Below are 25,297 nucleotides of genomic sequence, written 5' to 3'. Positions count from 1 at the left end.
AAGGTCAGAAGCTGGCGCACCTTGTCGAAGTGAACCGCGTAGCGGATGTAACGGCCGACCCGCGTGGCGTGGATGAGCCCCGCCCGATCCAGTTCCTTTAAATGAAATGACGCGCCTGTTGGCGTCGCTTCCACCGCATCGGCGATCTCGCCAGCAGGCAGGCCCGAGGGTCCCTCCCGCACCAGCAAGCGGAAGATGGCAAGGCGCTGGTCATGCGCCAGCGCGGCAAGGCAGGTGACGGCGTCTTTGTCGATCATGGGTGCATATTACAAGGATTCTTGCAGTATGCAATAATCTGTTTACCGCATTCCCTTCACGTCGTCGCGCACGGCCTCGGCATAGGAGAGATAGAGGCCGATCTCGAGAGCAAGCTTGAAGAACTCATCGGATGCACGGTACTTATCAAGGCCGTGGTCACGAACCAATTTCCGCGCACACTTGCACATGGGCGTGACGTCGCCGGACGAAACCCAATCGGGATTGCCAACCTGATCGACGAAGTCCTCGATAACTCTGTCGGGGAGGTCGGGTCCGAAAAGGAAATACCGCAAGTACGGGATGAAACTCGGGCTGATGTAGATCTCATCACCGCGCCTGCCACTTCGCTCGAAGATGCCTCTATGGGAGGTCTTCTGCCGACCGGAATGATAGTCAGGATCGGTCCAGTAGCGGAGGCGATGGGCAGGTACGGCCTCGCGCTTCCTTAGCGAGGCAATGAGGGACAGGATCGGCTGTTGGTTCGCCAAGTAAATGGCGTGGTCCATCTTGTGCAGCTCGATTTGCGCAAGGGTCGCCTGTTCGTCAGCGGTAAGAGCAAGACGATATTTTTCCATCCCGAGATTTTACATCAGCGCGTGATTCGCCGAAAAGGCCGCCTTACTCGGAAGACACGGGATACGAAGGTGTTGAACGAAGCCGAACGCGAGGCAGTCAAACTAGTACGGTGCTTGACACCTCAATGGCTATTTAGAACACCACCCGTATGTCCGTACCCTTCGTCGTCTCTGTGGCTGTGATCGTGGCCAATCGCCTAGCTTTCCTGAGAGAGCCCACGGCAACCGCATAAGAACACCAAAACCAATTTACGATTTGATGGCGACGGTTTTAGTACGCACCTATTCCGCAGGCGCTGGTGCTGCCAATCCGGGCTCTGCAATATCTGCCCTCTCCGCGAGAAGCCAGCGAGCAGCAGCAAGGGCGGTAACGGCACCAAGAAGCTGTGCGGCAATGAACGGTGAAACGTCAGCAAGTCTGATGCCCGCGAATGTATTGGAGAAGGCCCGCGCAAAAGTCACGGCAGGGTTCGCAAAGGAGGTCGACGCAGTAAACCAGTAGGCGGCTGTAATGTAGAGGCCCACGGACACGGGAATTGCGGCGGGTCTTGCCTTCAAGGTCGCAAGGATCGTCAAAACGAGGCCAAAGGTCGCCACCCACTCCGCGAACCATTGGCTACTTCCGCTTCTGACCTTCTCGGACAACTGCAGAAGCGGAAGATCGAACATCAGGTGGGCGGCGAAAACACCGGCGACGGCTCCTGCTATCTGGGCAACAACATAGAGTAAGCTGAGGCGTGCAGTGATTTCGCCGCGAAGCCAAAATACTCCCGTAACCGCAGGATTGAAGTGCGCGCCGGAGATCGGTCCGAGCATGGTGATGAGCACCACAAGTATCGCGCCGGTAGGGATCGTATTCCCGAGCAACGCCAGTGCATCATTTCCGCCAGCCAACTTCGCGCCCATGACGCCGGATCCTATGACCGTCGCAAGCAAAAAGGCGCTCCCGAGGAACTCGGACCCCGCGCGCCTAAAATCCGAATATTGTGCCATTGCGCCTATCCCCCATCTTTCGTTCGGCCTCTGCCTAGCTCACATCTGCTATCTTGCGAACTGCGTTTATCGGGAAAGCAAAGCAGCATTCCTGGAATAGTTGATCGTTGAAAGGAGATGTCATTCACCGGCCTGCTCGAAGGCGCGACGCGTGTAGGATGGCCCAATTTGGATATCGTCCCATGGCATCGGCATCATCGATGTCGTCCAGAGACGAAAGCCTGCCGACGGAGTGCCCCCGCAGATTAGCCAAGGTGTCTTCGAGGGCATTTGGCGAAGACCATCTGACAGCTCTAAAGGGATTTATTAGACGGGGACGGCGACGAAGCCCGACGGCCCAATAGCCTCCATCTGCAGACGGACCAACAACGGCGTCGTGCCTCCCGAGCAGATGAAACGCCTCGGCCACCAGCTCTTTGGTGATGCCCGGGACATCACTGCCGATAATGAGCATCGGTCCACGTGGCAGTCGAGAGGAGACGCGAGCCAGACGTTGCCCCAAGTCGCCCTTGCCCTGCGGCACGACATCGGACTGGCCCGGCCAAGGCCCGGAACGATCCGGAGTGACCGCGAGCCATGTTCTCCATCTCCGGTCGTGGCCCAGTCGTCGCAGTGTGTGTGAAAGACTCACTCTCTGAAAGCGTAGTGCTGTCGCGCCGCCGACGCCGGCCGCGAGACGGCGCTTCCCCGTGCCGAAGCTCGGGTAGCGCGTAAACAGAACAAGATGGCGGTCTAAGGACATTGCTCAGTGATAAACGCGTGAGATGAGACGCGTCGGCACGCCGACGAAATAGAGGATCAGGCAGAAGATATTCTGTGCACTTCGCAGAACCCATCCCCGTTCCATCCAGCGCTTTGCCGAGGTTCTTGCTGCGATCGGTAGAATTTCCAAACGACTGCGGCCAATTCGAAGAACAAGATCGACGTCCTCCATTATCGGAATGGGGCGAAAGCCGCCGATGCTGTGATAGAAATCCCGATGGATCAGCAAACCTTGATCTCCGTAGGGTAACCCGAGCCGGCGCACACGCCAGTCTACTATTGCCTCCAATCGTCGCGCTTCGGCGGACCCATGATCCAACTGGAAACGAAATACCGCAGCCTTCGCCGTGTTGGAGGGATCTTCGATAAACGACGTGACCGCAGCTTTCCAGTCACGTTCAAGGCAGGTATCCGCATGCAGAAAGAGGAGCCAGTCGCCGCGAGCGTTCGTCGCTCCTGCCGCGAGCTGGCACCCGCGCCCCTTTTGCGTGTGAAGCACACGAACTCCGGCACGCCCCGCTATCAGAACGGTGTCATCATGTGAGCCGCCATCGACAACCAGAACTTCGCAAGCGTCCCCCAGCGACACCAACGTCTGTGCCAGGGTCGCACCAGCTTCGAACGTCGGTATTACTATCGATAACGTCAATGCGGTTGTCTCGCCCTCGATTTCAGCAGGATAGGAAGCAACGACAAGAACCCAAGAACGACCAGGCCAGCTATCAGCGTCGGGCTCAGGACATCCTTCAGATGCACCTCCCGCCCGGCGTCAAACACCGTTCCGAGACTTGCTCCAAAAGCCGAGTAGACAAACGTTCCGGGAATGATGCCGATGCCTGTGGCGACGACATACGGCAAAAGCCGCATGCCGAGGATGGCTGGCGCTAGATTGACGACCCAAAATGGAAACGCCGGAACCAACCGAAGGAAAAGCAAGTAGTTGAACGCGTTTCTGCTGAATCCTTCTGACAAGCGCGCGAGGAAAGGGCCGGCCTGACGGCGCAAAACGTCACCGGCTGCAGACCGGGCAATCAAGAATAGGATCGTTGCGCCCGCCGTGGCGCCGATCACGGTCAAGGATGCTCCCAAAGCTGCGCCAAAGAGCAGACCTCCCGCGAGAGTGAGAATGGTTGCGCCGGGAAACGACAGAGCCACCGCGACGATGTAGACCAGAATGTAGATGAGCCCCGACAATATCGAGTGGTTCTGGACCAGATCTGAGAGTGCCGCTCTGTTGTCGCGCAATGCATCGAGGGTGACATAGCGATCGAGCCGGAGCGCGAAGGCGCCGATCAAAAGCGCAACAAGCACGAGGAGCGGCAAAAGGCGCTTCAGGGTCATCCGAATACTCCGAGGAAACGGACCAATCGCCGGATCCGAGGTGAAAAAAGTGCTGGCGTGAAGTAGCTGCCAGCCGCACGTTTGGTGATCTCGCTCAAGGTTGGGTAGGGCACCGTCAGACCAGCCAACGCGCCGATTTTATCTCCTTGCGCGATGGCGAGGGTCCAGGGCAGAAGCAGCTCTCCAGCGTGCGGACCAACGATGGTCGCGCCGAGAATCCTGCCTCTCTTCGAAACCACAGCTTTCAGAAATCCATCGGAGGTTCCCTCAGTCCTGGCGCGATCGTTTTGCGCGAAATCTGCGCGTAGGACACGAACGGAGCCGCCGTGAATCTGTTTGGCCGAACTTTCCGTCAAGCCGACCTGCGCCAACTCGGGATCCGTATACGTCACCCAGGGGAGATCGCTCGCCGATTTCTTGGCCGGGATACGAAACAACGCGTTCTTGAGCACGATTGACGCGTGATAACCGGCGGCGTGCGTGAGCAGTTGGCCGCCAATGACGTCGCCCGCCGCAAAGATCCGCTTGTTCGTCGTACGAAGTCGCGCGTCAACATCAATGCGCTTCTCGTCGTATTTAATCCCCGCCTGTTCCAGACCGAGGCCCGCGACGTTCGCGCGTCTTCCTGCCGCAAGGAGCAAGTGGGATCCGCGAAGCGTTCGTTCGCGACTGTTGTCGTTGATCGTGATGTCGATTTCCGAACCGGACAAGGCGACACGAACGATTTTGACAGATTCGATAATTTCCATGCCTTCAGATGAAAGTCTCTGGCGGAGAACCTCGACCGCTTCCGGATCATCTCTCGGCAGCAGCCGTTCTGCGTCGAGCAAGGTTACGCGCGCACCGAGCCTCCGGTGCGCCTGCGCCATCTCGGCCCCCATTGGGCCCGCGCCGATGATGATGAGGTGCTCCGGCAGCACCGTGTTTTCGAAGATCGTCTCATTGGTGAAGTAAGACGTGTTCTCGAGACCTTCGATGGGAGGAACGTAAGGTCGGCTTCCCGACGCAATGACAAAACGACGGGCGCGAACCTGAAAATCTCCGGCCGCCACAGTTTTGCGATCGATAAAACGCGCAGGCGCTTGGATCACGTGGCAGCCGAGCCCTGTGAACCGATCGACCGAGTCGTGGGGGGCTATCGCTTGAATGACGTCATGAACGTAACGTCGCGTTTGCGCAAATTCGACGCGCGGCTCATGGAATGCAATTCCGGTCTTCGCGCTATCGCGAACAGCTTGCGCAACTTTCGCTGCGGCGAGTAGTGACTTCGAGGGAACGCAGCCCGAGTTGAGGCAATCGCCGCCCATCCGGTGAGCTTCGATCAGGACCGTCCGGGCGCCCATTTGCGCTGCACCGGCCGCAACCGACAACCCGGCGGAGCCGGCGCCGATGATGCACAAATCGGCTTTAATGAGCTCTGCCATCCGCGCTCCTCGACGGCTCGATCTTAGTGAAGACGTCGGCGGGGCGGTGCTCTTCGTCCCCGGTGGCGGCTACCTTGAAGAGCGCAAGAAACTTCCGGTCGATGTGGTCCTTCCAAAGCCAGAGCATCCGACCGAGGAGGGCGCCGTGCGCAGACCACCGGCCGCGCGATGCAATCGCGTTGCCATCGCCGGTCGCCAATAGGACAAGAAAATTCCTCTGAGGCCTAAAGTGCCCCAGACCATCGGCTAGACCACTTAGCGCGGCTTTTACGTTCTGGACCAATGCCGGCCCCATTCGGACAGCATACACGCCGGCCTTTGGAAGCGGCTCAGCCCATTCGGCGCAATCGCCGACGGCAAACACTTGGGGATGAGAGACGGAACGCAAATGCGCATCGACCCGGATAAATCCCCGTTCGCTTACGGCAAGGCCGCAATCGCGCTGCCAAGCATGCGCTTCAGCGCCGGTCGCCCACAGTATTAGATCGCTGGACCTTGCAATCTCGTCGTTGATTTGCGTCGCAAGATGAATCGTGACACCGGCTCGCTCAAGAACGCGCCGCGCGCTTCTAACGGCCCCAGGTGCGAGGTCAGGCAGAAGGGATGCGCCACGGGTCACAAGCTGACCTCGAATGACGCGTCCCGGTTGCTTGGCACGCAGGCGCGCAAGACAAGCCAGCAAGGCCTCGACGCCCGCCGCGCCGCCTCCCACTGCTGTCACCATAAATGGCGCCGTTCCTGCGTCATCCTCGATGGTGGTCAGCAAGGTATCCCATGCCGATCGAAGACGCCCAAGTGGCCGCAGAGGCAACAGGAGGGTATCCGAAAGGGGCGGTGGATTGAGAGTCGATCCGACGTTGAGGCAGAGGATATCGTAGCCGAGCTCTTTGCCGCTGGCTAAGCGGACAATGCGACGATCAGGATCGAGCGAAGCCAATTCATCGACGATGAACTTGGCGCCGGCCGCGCGTGCCAAGGCAAAAAAATCGATGCAGACTTCCTCGAACGCGTAGACGCCGCTGAGCCATCCGGGCACCATTCCGGAATACGGTGCCTGCGTCGAAGGCGCGACGACGACAACTTCGACACCGGGTTGTGGTTCGTCGACCCAGGCGCGTAGTACCTGGGCATTGGTGTGCCCTGCGCCGATGAGTAAAAGCTTCTTCATGCCTGGTTCTTCGAGGGGCCGGCCTTCCAAGCCCGGCGGAGATGGACCTCCTGCCGGACGTGAGAGATCGCAACCGCTGGCCTTTGCTCGATCGTGCTCAACAGCAAGCGCCGGCGCTTGCGCCTGATGCACCCTCGCTCACAAACGGAATTGTCGTTCCGCACCCAGCAAACACGCCGAAGTGCGTCGAGAAATTTCCATGAAATGAGAAGTAAGGCTCGAACCTGCTTTGCTGTAGAATGTTCCAAGTGTTGCCGCAGACCGGGAAGTACCGGCCCTTCTCGATCACATGGTGTCCGTCCAGCGTGAGGGCATGTTCTGCGTCGGGCACCCCACCTTTGTATACGACGACTTGACCGTAATCCTCGCAGACCGGCTCTAATCCGGCGATTTTGAAAAGACGATAGGTCGCCGAGAAAAATTGCGCCGAGCCCACCTTCTTCTGAACGTAAGGATCGTCGATTTCGATTTTGCGGCTCGTCGCGAGGCGGGGATCGCCGAAACCAGCTCCCTTCGCAAGCGCCTGGAAATCACCCCAATACAAAGCGCCGCCGAGGCATTCTCCGTAGACGACGGGATCATCCCGCACCTCTGACGGCAACCGGCGATCGGCGTAGACGTCTGCGAAATAGAATTCGCCGCCCGGCTTCAAGAGATCGAATACGCCTTTGAGAACAGCCGGTTTGTCGATGGAAAGATTCACGACGCAGTTGGAAACGATGACGTCAAAGCTCTCAGGCTCGAGCCCCAGACTGGGAAGCGCTTCGATGAAGCCTTGCAAGAATCGAACGTTGGTCTTTTCATGCCCGAACTTTTGCATGTGCCAATCGATATGCTCGCGCGCCGTGAGCAGCTGTTCAGGCGTCATGTCGACGCCCACGACCTCACCCTTCGGGCCGACGAGCTGCGCCAAGGCATAGACGTCTCGGCCCGACCCGCATCCGAGATCGAGTACGCGTTTTCCTTCGAGAAGCTCGGGCACGACCAAACCACAGCCGTAGTATTTTGCGATGACCTCCTCGTGGACGTTCTTCAAGAGCTCCTTGACGCGTTCCGGCATTGAGTCCGGTGTACAGCAAGCCTTGGTCTTCAGGTCGCCCGAAGTTTTCAGGGTCTTGCCGTAGTACTCCTTGACGATGTCGATGTGCATTTGATGTCTCCAGAACAAGATGGGTGAGTTTTCGGGCTGCGACCCAATGCTTAGAAGGCGCGGTGCTCGGGTTTTAGATAGCGGCCCCAATGTTTGTCGTAGGGGTGAACGGCTTTGGTGACGCCCCCACTCGACTCCAAGGGTTGGTCTGCATTCGCCCAGGCAAAGATTGATCCTGCATAGTTGACGACGTTCGTGCGTCCTGCCGCCTGCAGGCGCTCGGCCATCTCGGAAGAGCGCCATCCCACCGAGCAATAGACGACCGTGGGATGGTCCGGCTTGATCTTCGCGAGGATGTCATCGTCCGATGATCCTGGTGGAACATTGATGGCGCCTGGAAGGTGACTGACCTTGAACTCCTCGGGTTCGCGGACGTCGATGACCTGAACGGCATCGTTACTCTTCAGAAGCCGCTCTACAGCCCCCGTATCTACATGTTTGACGTCGGGGAATTTGCGATGAACGGTCTCGATCATCTCGTTCAGGTCGAGCATTTCATTCGCATGCGACCCCAAGCCGAAGACGTACGCCGACGCAGCAGCGGCGATCGCAAGTGCGGCGATAATGATAGGTGTCCGTGCCACTACAAAGTTCTCCTGAGAGAAGCGATTTTAAGGTCGGCACCGCGCGGCCAAAGCGCGTGGTACGCGATCGTTGAGAGAATTGTCGTCCCAGCCATGATCACGCCTCGTACGGTTCCGGAAATTTTGGAACGTCCGTGCCGCCGCGATTGATAGGCGACGGGTATTTCCGTAAAGCAGGCAGAGAGCTGGGCTGCTCGAATTTGCATTTCGACAGTCCAGCCGAACCCGCGATCCTTCATGTCAATCTCATGAAGCAATAGCCGATTGACGAGGCGCATCGGACCAAGGTCATTAAACCTTGCTCCCCAGACCAGCCGGATAAGAACCACAGCCAAGCGATTTCCGAAACGTTGTGGTAACGTCAGTTTCTCCGCTGAATTGGACAAGCTCAGACGATCTGCGAGGACGAGGTCCGCCCCCTCTCTCGCGGCCGCGATGAAGCGTGGGAGAGCTTCGAGCTCATCGCAGCCATCGGCATCGCAGAACAGAACCCACCGGGCATGCTCTGGAAGATCTTGCAATCCACGCCAACAGGCCATTCCATAGCCAGCGACCGGCTCATCGATGACAACAGCGCCGGCGCCACGCGCTATTGCAGCCGTATCATCCGTCGACCCGTTATTGATCACTCGGATATGTGAGCACCCCAAAGCCCGCAGACGGCCGATCACGGAGGCAATCGACTCGGCTTCATTAAGCGCGGGGATCAATACGAAGATATCCTCGATGCTCAATCCTCGCGGGCTCATCGGGAATGATCCTAATTTTTTGATCAGCTGGTTTAGTTTCCGGCTTCGTCGAGTGCAGAGATCAGAAAGTCACTGCTTCAACGAAGCCGGATACAATCTGCTGTCGGATACAGCTGTCAGTCCCGGTGGAAAAGTTGATTGGGAACCGTCACATTTAGCTGCCATGTCGAGCGATCGGCCGTATTTCGGCCGTCGAACACGTCGGTGTAGGAAGCAAAAATGACCGTGCCGCCTTCCGTCACATAGCCGGCGCCTAACTGCCAGCTCTGCCAATTTTCCTTTCGGCCCACTGCGTTCAGCATACGATTGTAGTCGCGGCTATCCGGCGGACCGACTAAGTTAGCCGGCAAGTTGTCCGGATTGGATGGAAACGGCCCTTGCCCCGTATCCCAGCCGCTCTGGCTGTGCTGGAACTGATAGCCACTCGAAACGAAATATTGTCCCAAGAATTTGTAAATACCGACACTTCCGTTCAAATTGTTCGGCACGACGTCTTGCGGACCTTTCAAAAACTGGTACTCGAGGCCAGCATTGATCCCGAAGTCGATCGGCTTGAAATACCGCCCGAGGGCCACCCCGGTTTTAAATCCGTTTGCACCGTTACCGAGCGCCTGTGGCGTCGGCTCGTAGTCACCTTTAATGATCGCAGCGCCGTAAATCGCAATTGAGGGCAAGCTATTCCACCGCTCAGAGTCCTCTCTGATCGCGCGGTAGCGGAGGCCTATGGTTGAATCGAGGCGACCGTCCCGGCTTCCTTGCGGAATAGGATCCTGGCACTGCCGCCCCGCAAGCGTATTGAGGGGTTGGTTCCAGCAGCCGTTCGGGTTAGCCCTATTGGGGTCTTTTGAAAGACCACCGGTGAGCGTTCCGTAGCCTGTGCTTGCATCTAACGATAGGTCATCGGTAATGCCGTAGGAGATCGACACCAGATATTCCTGGATCGTTGTCGTTCGCGGATATTCCTGGAAACTCTTGCCTTGCCACGCGCTATTGTAGTCTTGATAGACCGTTCCAACCGACGTTTGGAGTTCCCCTTTGTTGGGCACATAGGCAGACTGCTGCGCCATGGCCTGAGACGTCCCGAGGATCGTCATCATAGCTGTAGAGCATGCCACAGCTCCCGCCAGCCGCAGCCCCGAATGGCGCGCGGCTTGAACTATAGTCTTCATTTCTATGCAACCCCCATACTCGACTTTGTCGACGCCCTCCCCCACGGACGGGCATTCTCAAGTTCTCTATGAATTCCGGCTATAGTCCCCAGGCGCACTGAGCCCGCTGGACTTCTTCTTCTTCTCTTTCTTCGGCTCCGAACCTTTCTTCGGCTCGGAAGCTTCCGCGGGTTTTGATTCTTTTTTGCTCTTCGGAGGAGTGAATCCGTTGGCGCCGCCATAGCTGCCGGACGCGTTCGCGGCATTCGTCGCCACAAGCCCGGCGAGAACGCACACTGCTATCCCCACAATACCAGTTCGCATTTATTTCCCCATTTTGGTCATGGCGTCGCCACAACTCGACCTCCGCTCGCTATATGCTCAGCGACGAAACAGGAAATAATCTTATCTGCTGAGTATTGTTCAATTTGGAATAAAGCGGCGGGAATATGTGAGGGGCGCGCCGGAGCACGACCGCGATATCGAGCCGCGCAAACCTTCGACTACACACCATCTGCTTTGGCTATTAAGCGGCCTGCGTCAGTTGCACTGAACTCCGCAATATCACCGCCAGGCCTAAGCATATTCTGTTTTCTTCGTTGGACTGCTGAAGCTCGATCTTTAAACGATGAGTCGAGGGCGGAGTTCGCATGGAGTGGCGACGGGGCGCACAGCGACGTGCTGGGTTCCAACATCCGTTACTTCCTGCTGCGAGATGTGATGACGATAGCTGTGCTTGAATCGACTGTGTCTGCGCCGGCTGCCGCGCTGCGCAAGTTCTCTGATCCCCGCGTCACGATCACCGGAGAGCCTAGGGCGCAGGTTCCGTTTCAGGGCTACCAGACTGTGTGGTTCAACACTGGCACTCTCTGCAACATCGCCTGCCAAAACTGCTATATCGACTCTTCTCCCAAGAACGACCAGCTCGTTTACCTCACGCGAGCGGAGGTCGGCCGGTTTCTTGATGAAGCGCGTCAGATCCCAAAGAAGCCGAGCATGATCGGCTTCACGGGAGGCGAGCCCTTCATGAATCCCGACATCATCGGCATGCTCGGTGATAGCCTGTCCCATGGCTTTTCAGTACTCGTGCTGACGAATGCAATGCGCCCGATGCAGAGGCATCGCGGACCATTGCAGGATTTGCAAACCCGCTTTCCCGGTCGATTATCGTTGCGTGTTTCGCTCGACCACTACAAGCAGGAAGGTCATGAGGAAATTCGTGGCACTCGCACTTGGGGGCCTGCGTTGGAGGGTTTGACCTGGCTCGCAAAGCACGGTTTTGACGTATCCATAGCAGGCAGGCTTCTCTGGAATATCGACGAGGGTGAGATGCGCCGTGGCTATCAGCGGCTTTTCTCCAAAGTTGGCCTCGACATCGATGCCACCGACAGTGCGCGCCTCATCCTGTTCCCCGAGATGCTGGATGACGACAACACGCCAGAGGTTAGCGAGGGATGCTGGAAGAAGCTGAACCTTAGTCCCCGCCAAGTGATGTGTGCCTCGTCGCGTATGGTTCTCAAACGCAAGGGCGAAGAAAGCCCGGCTGTCGTCGCGTGTACCTTGATTCCTTATGCGAAGGACTTCGAACTCGGCAGCACGCTCGATGACGCCAGGTCGACAGTGAGCCTCAATCATCGCCATTGCTCGCGCTTCTGCGTCCTCGGAAAGGCGTCGTGCCGGGTTGACGGATAACGTTCACAACACCGGGCGACCTATCCGAGGCACCATTCGTCTTAAAACAATTCGCAAAGACCCAAACATAAGGGAGCGGGGGCTCATGTTTACAACACAAGAGACCATGCGTCGGACCGGCGCTTTTTTCGCGCTGCTCCTGCGCCGAAGCTTGCTTTGCATCGCGTTTCTTTTGGCCAGCCATCAAGCCCGGGCTGACGCCCCTGCCGACCTCTTTGCCAGCGCGGCGAACGGTTCGCACGTTGTAATCGACCACTCCGCTTGGGATGGCATTCTCGGCAAATACGTCAAGCAACACGGAGGCACGACCAGCTTCGACTACAGGTCTGTCCTACCAGAAGATCGCCAGCGCTTGAAACATTACATCTCTCAGCTGGAGAGCGTGGATCCCGCAACACTTGACCGGCCGGAGCAGTTCGCCCTTCTTGCCAATCTTTATAATGCCAAAACGATCGACATCATTCTTGATCATTATCCGGTCGCGTCCATCAAAGATATTTCGCTCGGCGGCGGATTGGTGGCGACCTTCACCGGCGGCCCGTGGAAAAAAAAGGTTACGAAGCTTCGGGGGGTTGAACTAAGCCTCGATGACATTGAGCACGGCATTCTACGGCCGGTTTTTCACGATCCGCGCGTCCACTACGCGCTGAACTGCGCCTCCATAGGCTGCCCGAATCTCCAGACGGAAGCATTCACCGGCGCCAAGCTCGAGAAGCAGCTTGATGGTGCCGCGCGCGACTTCATCAATGACCCACACGGCGTCGATGCATCAGAGAAGGCACTGCGAGTTTCGGAGATCTACAGGTGGTTCAAAGAGGATTTTGGAGGTGACGACAAAGCCGTCATAACGCATCTCCGCTCCTATGCGTCTGATCCGCTTTCAAAACGGCTCAGCCACTTCGAGAGCATTGATGGCTTCTTCTACAATTGGAAACTCAATGATGCGGATCATTGATCTGCTCGAAGCGTGAAGCTCTTTGCCATCAATCGCAGTGTGGTCGGCTCAACGCTGATCCTGACCACATTTCTGGCGCTCGCGTGGTTAGCGCAATCGCCTCCCGTGCACGCGTTATCGTTCGTTATGTCAATGGGGATAGCGTGGCTTGCCTATGCTCTCTTCTTCGCCAGTCAAGAGCTCCCGCTATTTGCGCTGAGATGGGCAACAGCGTGCGCCATCGCGGTCCGTATGGCTGGGATCTGGAGCCACCCCGTATACGAAGATGACTGGGCGCGGTATCTTTGGGACGGCTTCAGATTCTTGGCTGATGGTACTCCCTACGGAGCACCTCCATTCTCGTATTTCGAAAAGGCTAGCGTTGCCCCTGCCTGGCGTGTGGTCCTAGCCCAGATCAACAATCCTGAAATTCCGACCATTTATGCGCCGTCCCTTCAATACGTCTTCGCGGCGTCGGCCTGGATCGCCCCGACAAGCTTAACCGCCCTCAAGTCGCTATTCGTCATTTTTGATTTGGGCCTCTGGGCGCTCGTCGCCCGGCTGGGCGGATATCGCGCCGGACTGCGATACGCGCTCTGCCCGCTCGTCATTTTCGAAATATCGTTCAATGCGCATGCGGATGTGGTGGGTGCTTTTCTAACGGTGGCAAGCTTTTCTCTGCTTCGTAAGGGACGTTCTATAGGAAGCGGCTTGGCGTTCGGTCTGGCGTTGGCCTGCAAACCATTCGCGATCATCATTGCTCCAAGTTTCGTGCGCAGCCGCTGGTGCTTGGTTTCTCTCGGCGCCGGAACCGCACTAGTTGCTCTGTATGCGCCGTTTATACTGACCGGCGCGACCGAGCAGGCAGGGCTGCAACAATTCGCGCAATGGTTTGAATTCAATTCGCTGGGTTTTGCTGTGCTGAAGGAGTTGGCAGGGGATGCTGCTGCCCGGATACTCGGCCTCGCGTTGGGATGCGCGTTAAGCGGCGCTCTAATGCTTCGTTGGCTGTATCGGGAACGGGATACTTTCCCACCTGCGGACATCTGGCTGATTGCACTTCTGCTATTCGCGCCCGTCATCAATCCATGGTACTTTCTTTGGGCGGTTCCTTGGGCGAGCTTGCGCCCTAATCCGATATCCTGGTCCATCTTTCCAGCAATCTCGCTCGCCTATCTTACTGCCGGCATCATCGGTATTGCTGATCACGGTTTCTACGATCATCCCGCATGGGTTCGGCCTCTCGAAGTTTTCACTGCCTCCGCAATATATTTAAGCGCGGCTTGGGTCGTGCCGCTGGTGCGGACGAGACGATTGGGGAAGACGGAGATCTAAGAGACGAGGCAGGTCGTGACTGAGCTCGTTCGTCGCAATTCGTTCTACACTGGAAGCAGGGGATGGTCGGAACCTCATGGCGGATCACCCGGTGGCCCGGAGTTCAACGTTCCGACGGGGCGGATATCAACAACGCGCTGAGATATACCGTGAAGAATGGTAGACGCTTTCGAGCAACGACATAGGCTCGTCAAGGTCCGCATTTGGCCCCGAGCCGTCATAGAGAATGTGTCTTCTGTCGGCGTCATAGCAGACGTATCAAAAGAAGCCGCTGGACATCCTGTTTGCCCTCGCACCCGATGTCCGCTCTCTCGGCAAAGCAGGCAGACGCCCGAGACCGCTCTGCCGAGGAAGCGGACCTCCACCATCGAACGCGTAAGACGTCCTGGTGCGTCAGCGCGACGCCCGCAATGCCATCCCAAGCAGACGTCCGTCAAATGACGCTTCGGGCCAAGACCTGACGTCGTCGACCAGATCCACGCGCCAGCCTTACGTCAACGCGTCAATACATTGTTTCCATGGCCGCCGCCTCCGGCGGAGAAGCGTTTCAATTCCGAATCCGCCCGGGGGTGAGAAGTCGGCGCAATCACGATCGAAGTCTTGCGATGCTCAGCTTCTTCACGGGCAAATTTTATCGCGGCATTCGGGTTTCCGAAGACACCCCCGAACCGATGATCGGCATCGGTCACCGACCAATAGCCATTCTTTTCTTGTTCGATGTAGACGATCGCATTCTGGATTTGTGGTTGGCTATGGAACATGTTTGTCAGCTTCTCCCGAAACAAGAGATCTATCGTCGACGCGTTGGGGCAGATGCCGGGCCGTGTGTGGCTCCCGCATCGGAACGCGTTTGATCAGGAACAGAAGGTCTCCGGCTGGCCCGCTCGGCGATTGAGTTCAATTCCGCAAGACGTGCGCAGCAGAAGAAAGTGAGTCCCGAGCTTATTGAATTCTGCGCGCTCACTTCGGAGCCAAATTTTGATAGGATTGGTACCATTCGCGGTCATCCTCCAGCAGAAGGAGATAGGCGACGTGTCGTTCGAACGCTATGATGGCCAAATTGATTTCGCATATGAAAATCATAAGCCCGATGCTGGCTGGGCCGTTGCGTCGCACGGAAATTACTGTTCGTCATCGAATGCAGAGTTGATTACGCAAGCACAGGCGGCGCAGGCGATGGCGATAGCGACCCAGCCAATAATTTCCGACACGCGTTCCCCTCGTCCTAAATCGTTCCAATCTCCAACTTGTCCGCGCCGAGGCGCGTCCATGCGCTTCGGCACAGGCAAGGCATCAGTGTTCGTCACGATTTGTTGGAGAGGAATTCGGCAAAGGATGTAATCAAGCCCGACTGAGGGTGTGTTTGGTCCGATTCAGTTGAGGTTCCGCTCGCGCATGATTTTGATTTTGCGACGATGAGAACGTGCGTTCCGTGATCGATCCAGCCCGGCAGACGGCAGAGACCTTCCTCCATCTCCTTTAGCTTTTCTACGAAGCTCGGCCGGTCCGGTAGACGGTCGAGAAGACATGATGTCCAGTTCTCGTCCGCCGCGAACCTGTTCACGAAGAGGTCTATTGCCCTGAGGTCCACAATGTCGGCGTGGGGCAGGAACATCGCCTCGAGCGCTTGCGCGGAATACATCTTCATGGGAAGCCGATGCTGACTACCGTCATCGAGCGTCAGCGCAAGATGACCGCGCGCAGGATCGTGGCGGTACTCCCGCACGTGCTCCATGCCTATGATGCAGGCTGAGGCAGCGCTTCCGACGGCCCGCAGAGTTGCGATCACTTGGCCGGCCGAAACGCGGCAGAGTTCGCTGATAACTGCGGGCACCGAATGTTCGGTGAGATGATTGAGGACCGTATAATTGCAAAGTACAAGTTGGAACGATCTGGCGGCCCAGGGCAACGGGTTGGAAAGATCTCGCTCCTGAAATTCCAGAGTTGGTTTGGGTTCACTTGAAAAGTGGGCCAGACAGCGCTCCGCCTCTTTGCGCGCGATTTCGAGCTGGGTCGTGGAAATATCGAAGCCAACCACTGTGGCCACAAGCCCGATATGGTTCGCGTAATGGGCAATCCTTCTCGTCCAGATCCCAGGGCCGCAGCCGGCGTCAAGGACGCGTACTTCTGACGCCCCGGATTTGCGGAGCTCATCGAGCGCGCTGCGAACCGCCCGCCAAACGATCGTATCGGCGTGGGCGAAACGGTGAGCCGTGGCCGGTTCTGGGTTTAATTTGTCGCCATCCCCATCTGCGAAACTGCCGTAGTCATTGCCGACGTAGTTGTACGCGCTTGCCGTTTGACCCTCGGGCGACGAATTAAGAGATCTGATCTTCGGAACGCTGACCAATTCGTGCGCATCCGACCCGAGGGCCTTACGTTTCGAGCGAAGTTTTGAGTATTTGATGTCATCGATGTGAAGCATTTTGGTCTCCGTTGGAGCAGCGATAGGATGCTGCCCGGGCCGAAAACTTCGTCAGAAGACCGTTAAAGCTCAACGGTACCGGAGCGGTGAAATTCTAAGAATCTCATAACGGAAAGCTGGCATCGCAGGCAGCACGCCGACGTTACTTTATATTCGCGTACTTCACTCAGAAGTGTCTTTGTTTCGGGCGTTGCTGCGGCGTTCAGCGTCGATTTCAACTCCGCGCATTTTATAAAACGCACCGTGTTTTATATTCCTCTCTTACAATTATGCTCCTCCGTTTCCATCGAATTCATACAGCGATGTGTGCGAGCGTCCCGGCTGTTCTTGCGCAGGCGCTTTCGATACGTCATTTGAGGTATTTCCGATGTCGGGCTTCAACGCTCTCATGGATGGACTCGCTCCATTTCAGCATCCATTTTGGGTTGCAGTGGCGGTGGCCTTTCTCGGCGCGGCGGCGGTGGGAATAGCGCTCGCGGCACTTGCGCATTTTCTTGAGACCTATGTCGGCACACGAAGCGATGCACCATCAAATCTCATTGATTCCGATGACGCCGCGTCGCGGCCGCTCAACCGCTTGAGCGATTACGGCAGGACTCGTGCTCTAGCGGCGACCGCCGGACGTCACGTCTTCGATCGTTGCCTGTATCTGCGTTCGCTTTAGGAAGCATCGATGTTCCGTTTCTCGCGCTTCAAGTCCGCGCTGATCATCGGCGTTTGTTTCCTCGGCGTCCTCCTAAGCGTGCCGAACTTTCTTAAGCCCGGAACGCTGCCCGCATGGATTCCACAACGTACGGTGAATCTCGGTCTCGATCTGCAGGGCGGGTCGTATCTTGTCCTTGAGGTCGACACCAAGACCGTCGTGAAAGAGCGGTTGCTCAGCATGCGCGCCGAGGTCCGGCAAGCGTTGATAAAAGCACATGTGCCGAACCAAGGCATCGCTGCCACGGATCAGGGCGTCAGAGTGATGCTCGCGAGCGAGGCCGATGCAGGCGCAGCTGAGAGAGCCCTCGCGGAGATCATAATTGCAAAGAGCGGCGACGTTGGCAGCGCACGGCTGGTCGACTTGAAAGTCGACGGAAACCAACTCAACCTGAAACTTTCATCGGCCGGTATCTCCGATATAATTTCCAAGGCGACCGAGCAGTCGGTTTCGATCGTCCGGCGCAGGATCGATGAGGTTGGCGTCAACGAGCCCGTCGTTGCCCGCCAGGGACAAGACCGCATTCTCGTGGAATTGCCGGGCATCTCCGATCCTGACCGTATCAAGCGCCTGCTCGGATCGACCGCAAAGATGACGTTCCGTCTTGTAGCGCCAGAGGGCTCACAAGCGGACTCCGAGACGGAATTTCTGCCGCGCGCTGAGAATGGCGGCGAGGAAGGGCTCGTCCCGGTCCGCCGGCACATCGAAGTCGACGGCGCGAATCTGACGAAAGCCAGTGCCGGCCAGGACTCGCGAACGGGCGAGTGGGTCGTGAATTTCGGGCTCGACAGTGTTGGCGCCAAGCGCTTTGCCGATGTCAGCACGCATCACGTTGGCGAACCCTTTGCTATCGTCCTCGATGGAAAGGTGATCAGCGCACCTGTCATCCGTGAGCCTATTCTTGGTGGCCAGGGCCAGATCAGCGGCAATTTTTCAGCACAGAGTGCGAACGATCTTTCTGTATTGTTGCGGGCCGGCGCGTTGCCGGCTCCGCTCAACGCCGTGGAGGAACGGACGGTAGGTCCAAGCCTTGGCGCTGAATCGATACGATCCGGCCTCATGGCGGTTTGCGCGGGTTTCATTTTAGTGATCGGCTTCGTTATCGCGATCTACGGGCGGTTTGGCATCTTCGCCGCGATAGCTCTGCTCTCAAATCTCGCGTTGACCCTCGCGGGGTTGTCGCTGCTCGAAGCGACGCTCACTTTACCGGGCATCGCCGGCATCCTGCTGGCCCTCGGAATGGCCGTTGATGCCAATATCCTCATCAACGAACGGAGCCGGGAAGAGGCGCGAAAGAGTGGCGGAGTCATTTCAGCGCTTGAGAGCGGATTCCGCCGAGCCTATCGCACGATTGTCGACGCGAATGCGACGACACTGATCAAGATGCTGATCCTTTTTATATTCGGTGCCGGCGCCGTGCGTGGGTTCGCCCTGACGATCAGCATGGGCATCATCATCTCGATGTTCACAGCAATCGTTCTCGTCCGATTGTTGACGTCCTACTGGCTGCAAAATAAGCGCCCCAAGTCGCTGCAGATTGGCACGCGATGGCATCTTCTGCCCGAAGGCACCAGCATCCCGTTCATGAAAGCTCGTTACTCGGGCCTGATCGTATCAGCGGTGCTAAGCTTGGCTTCGATTGGACTGGCGTTTTATCCAGGCCTCAGAATGGGCGTTGAATTTTCCGGAGGCGTTGCCGTCGAGGCGCGTGCTCCGGCTCCTATCGATCATTCCGGGTTGCGCGACAGGCTAAGTGCGCTGGAATTTGGACCTGTGCAGGTTCGAGAGTTCGGCTCGCCTACCGACGTGCTCGTGCGGTTTGAACCTCCCAAGGGCGATACTCAGGCCCAGCAGGCGGGCATCGCATCTATTCGAGAGAGCATCCTCAAGGCGTTGCCAGGAGCCGAAATTCGACGCGTCGATGTCGTGGGGCCGGCGATTGGCAGCGAACTGCTGCAGAATGGCCTGATGGCATTAGGCCTCGCCGCGATTGCAATGTTCTTCTACATCGCGTTCAGGTTCGAGTGGCCATTCGGCGTCGGCGCCATTCTGACGATGTTTCTGGATCTGACGAAGACGATCGGCTTTTTCGCCATTACCGGCTTCGAATTCAATCTGACTTCGATTGCTGCGATTCTCACCATCATGGGGTTCTCGATCAACGACAAGATCGTCGTCTACGACCGCGTGCGGGAGAACCTTCATCGCTTTAGAAAAATGCCGTTGCGTCAGTTGATCGACCTCAGCATCAATGAAACCCTCGCGCGGACCGTGGCGACGTCCATTGGGCTTTTCCTGGCGATTGTTCCTTTGGCATTGTTCGGTGGACCGGCGGTGCATGAGTTCGCAATGGTCCTCCTGTTCGGTTTGCTTCTGGCAACGAGTTCCTCAATTTTTATCGCCGCTCCGATCCTTCTCAATCTAGGGGAGAAGCTTTTCGGAGAACAAAGGCCCGTTGAGGTCGTTCCGGCGGGCGCCGGCGCCTCTGATAGTCTGAGGCGGGCGGCCCGAGGAGGTTGATCTCTTCGCGATCTTCGTGAACCGACTGATGCCGACGGTGTTCCTGGTCGGCATGATGATCGGGTGTGCGCCACGCGAGCACAATGACTGCTTTTGCTTTGTAAGCGGACGTCGCCGATGATGGCCGTTCATCCGTTTTATTCGCGATATCGATGTCAGCTAGTGGGAGTGGCTGTGTGAAAACGGCAGCGTGTCGAACTCCGCTAGAAGATTTTTCCAAGTCGCGTGCGCTACGGACGTCGAGCGCTCTGCTCGGCGCGATCATCTCCGCTCGTGATGGCTAGGGGAGCCAGCCCAAGGAATGGTTTTCTAAGGGCTCGCCGGCGGGGGACGTTTTCACACAGGCTCGGGATTGAACGTCTAGCAGTGCAGCGCAACAGACATCCCTTACGCTGTCGGCATATTAGCGCTTTCGACGTATCGAGATAGCTCGCCGTAGCGTGTACCGCGAAACATCCAGGTTGCGCGCAGCCTCGGCCGAAACGCGGACGGGGGACTGAGCAAGAACAAGATCAACGTCTCATGCAGTAAGTTTTGCGGGCCGCCCTAGCCTCGTACCCCTTGCTCGCGCAGCTGCCATTCCCGCTTTCGTACGTTCGCTAATCAACGAGCGCTCAAACTCGGCCAGCGCACCCAACATGTGGAACTGAAGCCTGCCACCCGCCGTACGTGTATCGATAGCATCAGAAATTGACCTGAACGCTACGCCCCTCACCTCGAGTTCAGCTACAAGAGAGATCAAATGCGAAAGACTTCGTCCCAAGCGGTCGAGTTTCCAGGTGACGAGAGTATCGCCGGGCGTCAGAAGAAGCATCGCGTCGTCGAGTGCTGGTCTACTTCGAAGGACTCCTGAATATCCTTGGTCGCAGAAAATGCGGTCGCATCTTGCCTGATTGAGCGCATCGATCTGCAGATCCAGGTTCTGGTCATCCGTCGAGACGCGCGCATACCCAATCAGCATTCCCAAAACCCTGTTACACCAGCACCTTCTTCAGACGTCGGAAGTCGGCGCACGAGAAGGCAGTGGAAAAGTATCAAAAAGGGTCCTTTTTGCTCCGGGTTGCAAGGGCGCGTTTTTCATTGCGAATGTCCCTGTAACCCCGAGCTTATTGGGTACTAACCATCCTGCAACAACGCTGCACAAAAAAGGACCGTTTTTGACGGTTCACGCGTCCAGAACTTCCAGGTGGGGATCGGATGAACGATCCGAAAAAGACCGCTCCCATCAGACTTACGCGCGAAGAGTTGCATCGGCGCGTTTGGCAGACAGAGTCCCGCGTTCTGGCGAACGAACTTGGAATTACCCAGAGACGTCTTCGAGGAATCTGCCGTCAGCTGGCGATTCCCTATCCTCAGCGCCGCTATTGGCAACGGATCGAAGCCGGGAAGGCTGTCGTCGCGTTCGATCTACCGAGGCGTCCGCAGAATACCCCCGGGGACATAGTTGTTGAACCCAAGCGGAAGAATGCACCGGTGCGACATTCGCCCCGAGGCTGGCAATAAGACAAAGGGTTGAGCGCAATCGATGGAGCGCGTTAGTTGAGTTCGCGCAGCGATTGGCGACTGTGGAGCAAGTCGAGAAATTTCTTGCACTACTCCAAAGCCGGACGGACGAGTTCTCGGTCATCGTAGAGGGCCAAGCGGTCTCAGGTTGGCTCGAATGGGCGAGGGCACATCTGGAAATGTTTGATCCGCGATCGCAAAGTTTGCGAGCGATTTTTGGTGAGATCGCACGTCAGGGCGATGACTCAAGGCGCCTGCCTGAGACTTAGTCTGCGAGCTGGAATGGCGTCGCTGAGCGCACCCTCCTCCGTCAAGACCGACGACGAATAGCTCCCTGAATCCCGAAGGCGCACCCCCTGATATTCCCGGTAATTACACTTTATCCGGAGGCGCTTTTTGAGAATCTGCCTCGATCCATGCGCGGCGCGCATGCGCAAAGCAGCGCTCCGTCCCCCTGCACTAATTGGTGGTCATGCGATTCTTGTTAGGCAAGTCGGCTTGACGACATCAACTTGTGCGAAGGGGAAACTGCCGTCCTGTGTCGAGTAGTCGGCTAAGGACGCCGTTGAGACCGAGTAGAAAAAAAATTTCACCTAAAGAGGGATCCCTGAATAAACAGGAATGAACCCTATATTGCGGGTCATTTCGAAAACTCGGCCGCAAGGCATGCGACTTGCGAATGGGTTGTCGATTGACGCTGTTTCCCTTCCTGTGCGCGGATGACCAGCTCGTTGGTCCCGCATCCCTCAGCATGCAGCTGGTGCCGCAGCAGAAGCTGATTTCTACACCACGCGCTTTCGGATGCGCGGGCTTTGATGGTGGCATGGTCTGGCGAGCCTGTTAAAGCAGCAGAGGCGAAGGCGGGCCAGGCTCGGGAACATGCTTGTCGCTGGACAAGCCGGTAGTCGGCAGGTGCAAAACGCTCCAGTCAAACGCTCCAGTCAAATGAAGCGTTTACGAAGACAAAGCGCTGTCAAAATTCTCGGTTATTCAAGAGTTTGTTGCGATATTGATGGACGGGTTCGAATTTCCTACGGGGCGCCAAACCTTCCTAAATTTTTTGGAATATCAGGGCGTTGCGTCCGGTGGGAAACGCACCCATCGAGTAGGTGGGAAACTTTTGTTCAGTTTTTGGTCCTTCGGCTGGCGTCCCTGATCAGAATTCTTCCCCGGCATCTCCGCTCCGATATGCCGCGATTCGATCATCCACTCGCGCGTCCAAAACTCGAAGCGGCACGGCTTCACGGTGATGCGTACTTTCCAGGCTCACGACCCGGTCCGGGCTCTTTCTAAGACGACATCTTCACCCGAACGGCAGCGACCGTCATGACAGCCGATGGCGAAAGCCGATATTGTCCGCGGACAGACGGGGATCATCCATGGCCGATGAAAAGAATCAAATCTCGAAGAGATTGCGAGTTGGTTATTGTAGATTCATCTCGCCGGCCCCTCGATGAGTGCCACGGTTGGCTGTCGCTGACGATGCATCTGGTGCCAGCGAAATTGTTGGCCCGATTCTGAGCAGGCGAGACGGGCACTTCGTCAAGCCGAACTGGCGTCAAATGACGTCCGGGCAATGAGACACGCGATCCTGGGTGATCGACACTCGGCGCACTCGTCAGTCAAAGCTTCGTTCTAAAGCCGACGTAAAATGTGCGACCGGCCTCCGGAAATCCGTATGCGGTTTGATAATTTTCATCGAGAAGGTTCTCGACACGGCCGAAGACCTGCGCAGCGCTGCCGGAAAGATCCTGCGTAATCCCGACATTAACGAGGTTATAGTTGTCGAGCGCTAGGGTCGAGAGTTCGTCTCTGGAGATAGCAACGCTTCCCGCTACATACTGGTAGTCCGCGCTCAGGACAGTACCAGACAGTACACGATAGTTGATGCTGGCCGTCGCCGTATGTTCGGGCTCGAACTGAACCGCGTTGGTTCCACCAGCTGTCGGAGCGAGATTTTCAGAATGAAGGAACGTGTATCCGAATTGAAGCCCGACTTTGTCGATCGGACGGTATGTCAACGTCGTCTCGACACCCTGGAATCGCAGCAGATCCTTGTTCTCGAAAAGCTGCGTGGCGCGATCCTTGGAGATGAAGTTCTTGGCATCGATACGGAAGGCAGTGACGCTCCAGAACGCGTTGATGCCGCGCATCTGGTGCTCAAGTCCGACTTCGTAGTTTTGCGTGACCTCTGTCTTGAGTGACGTATCGCCCTCGTCCGTACCGTAGAGGTTTCTGAGTGTCGGAAAACGAATTTTGCGGGCAACGGAGCCGCGAAGCGCCGTATCATCAGTTACCGCAAATCGAAGCCCGGCAAGGTACGTGTAGTCACCATCGGAGGTATCCTCACGATTTTGCTCGGCCCAGCCTCCGCCGACAACGGCCGACAGGCGGCGGGTAATTTGCGTTTCATACTCGACGGCAGCCGAGTAAACATCGAGGCTCTTATCGTTGGCGATGGTGTTGCGGGCGTTGGTGCAGCTGCTTGTTGCCACGCCATTCGATACCGAGATGCCGTTACCGCTGCCGCCACCGCTCCCGTTTCCGCCACCGCCGCCGGTTCCACCACCCGTTCCGCTTCCGCTACCGGCCAAAGTCCCGCCCTGGCTGGTGCACGCAGCTAAGAGCTTGGCCTGACAAGTCGCGTTGCACTGCGTTTGGCTAGACCCCGGTGCCGTCACCTGAATTGATTTGCGGCTGAAGCCTTCCGAATTCCAGTCTTCGCGGTGGCCATCCAATGCGAGGGTTACGAGATTGTTCGCGTCCATACGATAGGCGAGCTGAGCGCCACCGCCGAAACTGCTCGTTTCAGCGTCCTCTCTGCTTGCCCCGTTCAGCAGCTGACTGTTGTAGTTGGCATTGTCGTAGCGGTTCGTAAGCTCATCGAGCTTGTTGTAGTAGGCCATTGGCCGAAGCGTGAGACCGTGGCCCAGCTTGATCAAACCCGATGTCTGCAAGCTCAGGCTATCGTAGTCGTCGACGCGCTCGAACCGGCGTCCGGTCGAAAACGGATCGCAAGGCCCATTCGTTGCTTGGTTCTGACAGACGCCGGCATTGTTGAAGCTATTGAAGGTGGTCGGCGGTTTGCCGTACTCACCGGAGCGATTGCTGACGCTGAACCCCCAGCTGAACGTGTCCGTGGGTGTCCACTGTGTATTCGCATAGTATGACTGATCCTTACGATCGCTATTGACGCGCTCGTCGCCGGGTTGAAGCTTCGTAAAGCTGAAGTCATCCGAGAGACGATAAAGGTCCTGATTATAGACCGACGCGCTGGCGAAACTCTTGACGGTGCTCGATCCGTAGCTCGCAGTGACGCGCCCTTCTCTCTCCTTACCAAAGCCATAGCTGGCCTCAGTGGTTGCATGCAGACCCGGCCCAGCGCTTTTGGTGATGATGTCGATGACGGCCCCATTGCCGCCAGGCCCGTACAAAACGGAGCTCGCACCGCGCGTGATCTTTATTCTCGCGATGTTGTCGACCGGAATTGCGCGCGGATCGAATTGACCGTCGTAGGTGGCATTCTGGGGCACGCCATCGATCAGAAGCGTGATGTTGCGCGTCCGGAAACCGCGAATATCGATGCGGGGAACACCGTCACCACCATTCACGATCGCAACACCCGGCACGAGCCGCACGGCTTCATCGAGTGTGCTCGCGCCCGATCTCTCAATCTGAGCCGCTGTAACTTCATCGACCGTCGTGATCTGTTCGACGATGCGGTCCGACTGCGTGCGCCCGCTGCTTACACCTTCATAAGCAGGCTGCGGCGTGCTCGAGCCGGCGGTCGCGCTATATCCGGAGCTTCGCCCCGCGGCCGCACTTGGCGCCTCGGCGGCCGTTGGCGAATTGACCACCTGCTTGGAATTGCTTTGAGCGGATTTCGCTGCCGGATGATTGGCATCCGACGTCGTCACAACCTCCGGGAGGTTATATTCGGGATCCGCTGCTGCACCTTGCGCCGTTGCAGTGATGAGACTGACTGAAGCGAAGAGAATTCCAAAGCGATGAAAGCGCACGATCCCACTCGACA

General features: G+C 57.2%; 22 protein-coding genes. 5 read left to right on the top strand and 17 right to left on the bottom strand.

All coding sequences use genetic code 11. The features are described 5' to 3' along the window. From AB4Z24_RS21860 to AB4Z24_RS21800, 13 genes are all read right to left on the bottom strand, one after another. The coding region (locus tag AB4Z24_RS21860) for an ArsR/SmtB family transcription factor (protein WP_441711661.1) at positions 1-257 on the bottom strand (257 nt) is incomplete at its 3' end. Between the two features lie 42 nt (positions 258-299). Beyond that, positions 300-833 carry a hypothetical protein gene (locus AB4Z24_RS21855; RefSeq protein WP_441711659.1) on the bottom strand — a complete coding sequence of 178 codons (534 nt, stop codon included), beginning with the start codon at positions 831-833 and terminating at the stop codon, positions 300-302. A gap of 282 nt (positions 834-1,115) precedes the next feature. Then, positions 1,116-1,826 carry an aquaporin gene (locus AB4Z24_RS21850; protein WP_441711657.1) on the bottom strand — a complete coding sequence of 237 codons (711 nt, stop codon included), beginning with the start codon at positions 1,824-1,826 and terminating at the stop codon, positions 1,116-1,118. Between the two features lie 124 nt (positions 1,827-1,950). Then, positions 1,951-2,568, bottom strand: a complete 618-nt coding sequence (locus tag AB4Z24_RS21845) for a TIGR04282 family arsenosugar biosynthesis glycosyltransferase (protein WP_441711655.1) — start codon at positions 2,566-2,568, stop codon at positions 1,951-1,953. A 3-nt stretch (positions 2,569-2,571) separates the two neighbouring features. Next, complete coding sequence (locus AB4Z24_RS21840) at positions 2,572-3,237, bottom strand: TIGR04283 family arsenosugar biosynthesis glycosyltransferase (protein WP_441711653.1); 666 nt, start codon at positions 3,235-3,237, stop codon at positions 2,572-2,574. Continuing rightward, a complete protein-coding gene (locus AB4Z24_RS21835) occupies positions 3,234-3,929 on the bottom strand; it encodes a TVP38/TMEM64 family protein (protein WP_441711651.1) in 696 nt (231 codons plus the stop codon). The genes AB4Z24_RS21840 and AB4Z24_RS21835 overlap by 4 nt, the downstream gene beginning before the upstream one ends. Next, positions 3,926-5,353: a dihydrolipoyl dehydrogenase family protein gene (locus AB4Z24_RS21830; protein ID WP_441711649.1), complete on the bottom strand. Its 1,428-nt coding sequence runs from the start codon at positions 5,351-5,353 to the stop codon at positions 3,926-3,928. The genes AB4Z24_RS21835 and AB4Z24_RS21830 overlap by 4 nt, the downstream gene beginning before the upstream one ends. After that, complete coding sequence (locus tag AB4Z24_RS21825) at positions 5,337-6,521, bottom strand: FAD-dependent oxidoreductase (RefSeq protein WP_441711647.1); 1,185 nt, start codon at positions 6,519-6,521, stop codon at positions 5,337-5,339. The genes AB4Z24_RS21830 and AB4Z24_RS21825 overlap by 17 nt, the downstream gene beginning before the upstream one ends. A 97-nt stretch (positions 6,522-6,618) precedes the next feature. Next, positions 6,619-7,671: a methyltransferase domain-containing protein gene (locus tag AB4Z24_RS21820; RefSeq protein WP_441711645.1), complete on the bottom strand. Its 1,053-nt coding sequence runs from the start codon at positions 7,669-7,671 to the stop codon at positions 6,619-6,621. 50 nt (positions 7,672-7,721) lie between these two features. After that, positions 7,722-8,255 carry a rhodanese-like domain-containing protein gene (locus tag AB4Z24_RS21815; RefSeq protein ID WP_441711643.1) on the bottom strand — a complete coding sequence of 178 codons (534 nt, stop codon included), beginning with the start codon at positions 8,253-8,255 and terminating at the stop codon, positions 7,722-7,724. Beyond that, positions 8,255-9,004, bottom strand: coding sequence for a glycosyltransferase family 2 protein (locus AB4Z24_RS21810; RefSeq protein WP_441711641.1), 750 nt, complete (start codon positions 9,002-9,004; stop codon positions 8,255-8,257). The genes AB4Z24_RS21815 and AB4Z24_RS21810 overlap by 1 nt, the downstream gene beginning before the upstream one ends. A gap of 116 nt (positions 9,005-9,120) precedes the next feature. Next, entirely contained in the window at positions 9,121-10,101 is a 981-nt protein-coding gene (locus tag AB4Z24_RS21805) for a hypothetical protein (RefSeq protein WP_441711640.1), read from the bottom strand. Between the two features lie 138 nt (positions 10,102-10,239). Further along, positions 10,240-10,476, bottom strand: coding sequence for a hypothetical protein (locus AB4Z24_RS21800; protein ID WP_441711638.1), 237 nt, complete (start codon positions 10,474-10,476; stop codon positions 10,240-10,242). A 354-nt stretch (positions 10,477-10,830) separates the two neighbouring features. Here AB4Z24_RS21800 and AB4Z24_RS21795 point away from each other — a divergent pair, with 354 nt between their 5' ends. The 3 genes from AB4Z24_RS21795 to AB4Z24_RS21785 all read left to right on the top strand — a co-directional run bounded on the left by AB4Z24_RS21795 (position 10,831) and on the right by AB4Z24_RS21785 (position 14,113). Then, the gene (locus AB4Z24_RS21795; RefSeq protein ID WP_441711636.1) at positions 10,831-11,844 is read left to right on the top strand and encodes a radical SAM protein; all 1,014 of its coding nucleotides are present in this window, start codon (positions 10,831-10,833) and stop codon (positions 11,842-11,844) included. A gap of 85 nt (positions 11,845-11,929) precedes the next feature. Then, complete coding sequence (locus tag AB4Z24_RS21790) at positions 11,930-12,799, top strand: DUF547 domain-containing protein (RefSeq protein WP_441711634.1); 870 nt, start codon at positions 11,930-11,932, stop codon at positions 12,797-12,799. 12 nt (positions 12,800-12,811) lie between these two features. Continuing rightward, a complete protein-coding gene (locus tag AB4Z24_RS21785; RefSeq protein ID WP_441711632.1) occupies positions 12,812-14,113 on the top strand; it encodes a hypothetical protein in 1,302 nt (433 codons plus the stop codon). A 494-nt stretch (positions 14,114-14,607) separates the two neighbouring features. Here AB4Z24_RS21785 and AB4Z24_RS21780 read toward each other — a convergent pair whose 3' ends face one another. Next, positions 14,608-14,874 carry a hypothetical protein gene (locus AB4Z24_RS21780; protein WP_441711630.1) on the bottom strand — a complete coding sequence of 89 codons (267 nt, stop codon included), beginning with the start codon at positions 14,872-14,874 and terminating at the stop codon, positions 14,608-14,610. Between the two features lie 542 nt (positions 14,875-15,416). After that, positions 15,417-16,538: a class I SAM-dependent methyltransferase gene (locus AB4Z24_RS21775; protein WP_441711629.1), complete on the bottom strand. Its 1,122-nt coding sequence runs from the start codon at positions 16,536-16,538 to the stop codon at positions 15,417-15,419. A gap of 367 nt (positions 16,539-16,905) precedes the next feature. Between AB4Z24_RS21775 and AB4Z24_RS21770 the strand changes: the two genes are divergently transcribed. Continuing rightward, positions 16,906-17,202, top strand: a complete 297-nt coding sequence (locus AB4Z24_RS21770; protein WP_441711627.1) for a hypothetical protein — start codon at positions 16,906-16,908, stop codon at positions 17,200-17,202. Between the two features lie 9 nt (positions 17,203-17,211). After that, positions 17,212-19,761: a protein translocase subunit SecD gene (gene secD, locus AB4Z24_RS21765; RefSeq protein ID WP_441711625.1), complete on the top strand. Its 2,550-nt coding sequence runs from the start codon at positions 17,212-17,214 to the stop codon at positions 19,759-19,761. Between the two features lie 520 nt (positions 19,762-20,281). Here secD and AB4Z24_RS21760 read toward each other — a convergent pair. Both AB4Z24_RS21760 and AB4Z24_RS21755 read right to left on the bottom strand, forming a co-directional pair. Further along, positions 20,282-20,722, bottom strand: a complete 441-nt coding sequence (locus AB4Z24_RS21760) for a recombinase family protein (protein ID WP_441711623.1) — start codon at positions 20,720-20,722, stop codon at positions 20,282-20,284. Between the two features lie 2,164 nt (positions 20,723-22,886). Beyond that, positions 22,887-25,283 carry a TonB-dependent receptor plug domain-containing protein gene (locus AB4Z24_RS21755; protein WP_441711621.1) on the bottom strand — a complete coding sequence of 799 codons (2,397 nt, stop codon included), beginning with the start codon at positions 25,281-25,283 and terminating at the stop codon, positions 22,887-22,889. Positions 25,284-25,297: the final 14 nt, after the last annotated feature.

The organism is Hyphomicrobium sp. 2TAF46, assembly GCF_052114865.1.
Classification (GTDB): domain Bacteria; phylum Pseudomonadota; class Alphaproteobacteria; order Rhizobiales; family Hyphomicrobiaceae; genus Hyphomicrobium_B.
Note: the sequence above shows the minus strand (reverse complement) of the source record. Positions and strands in the feature narration are given on the sequence as shown.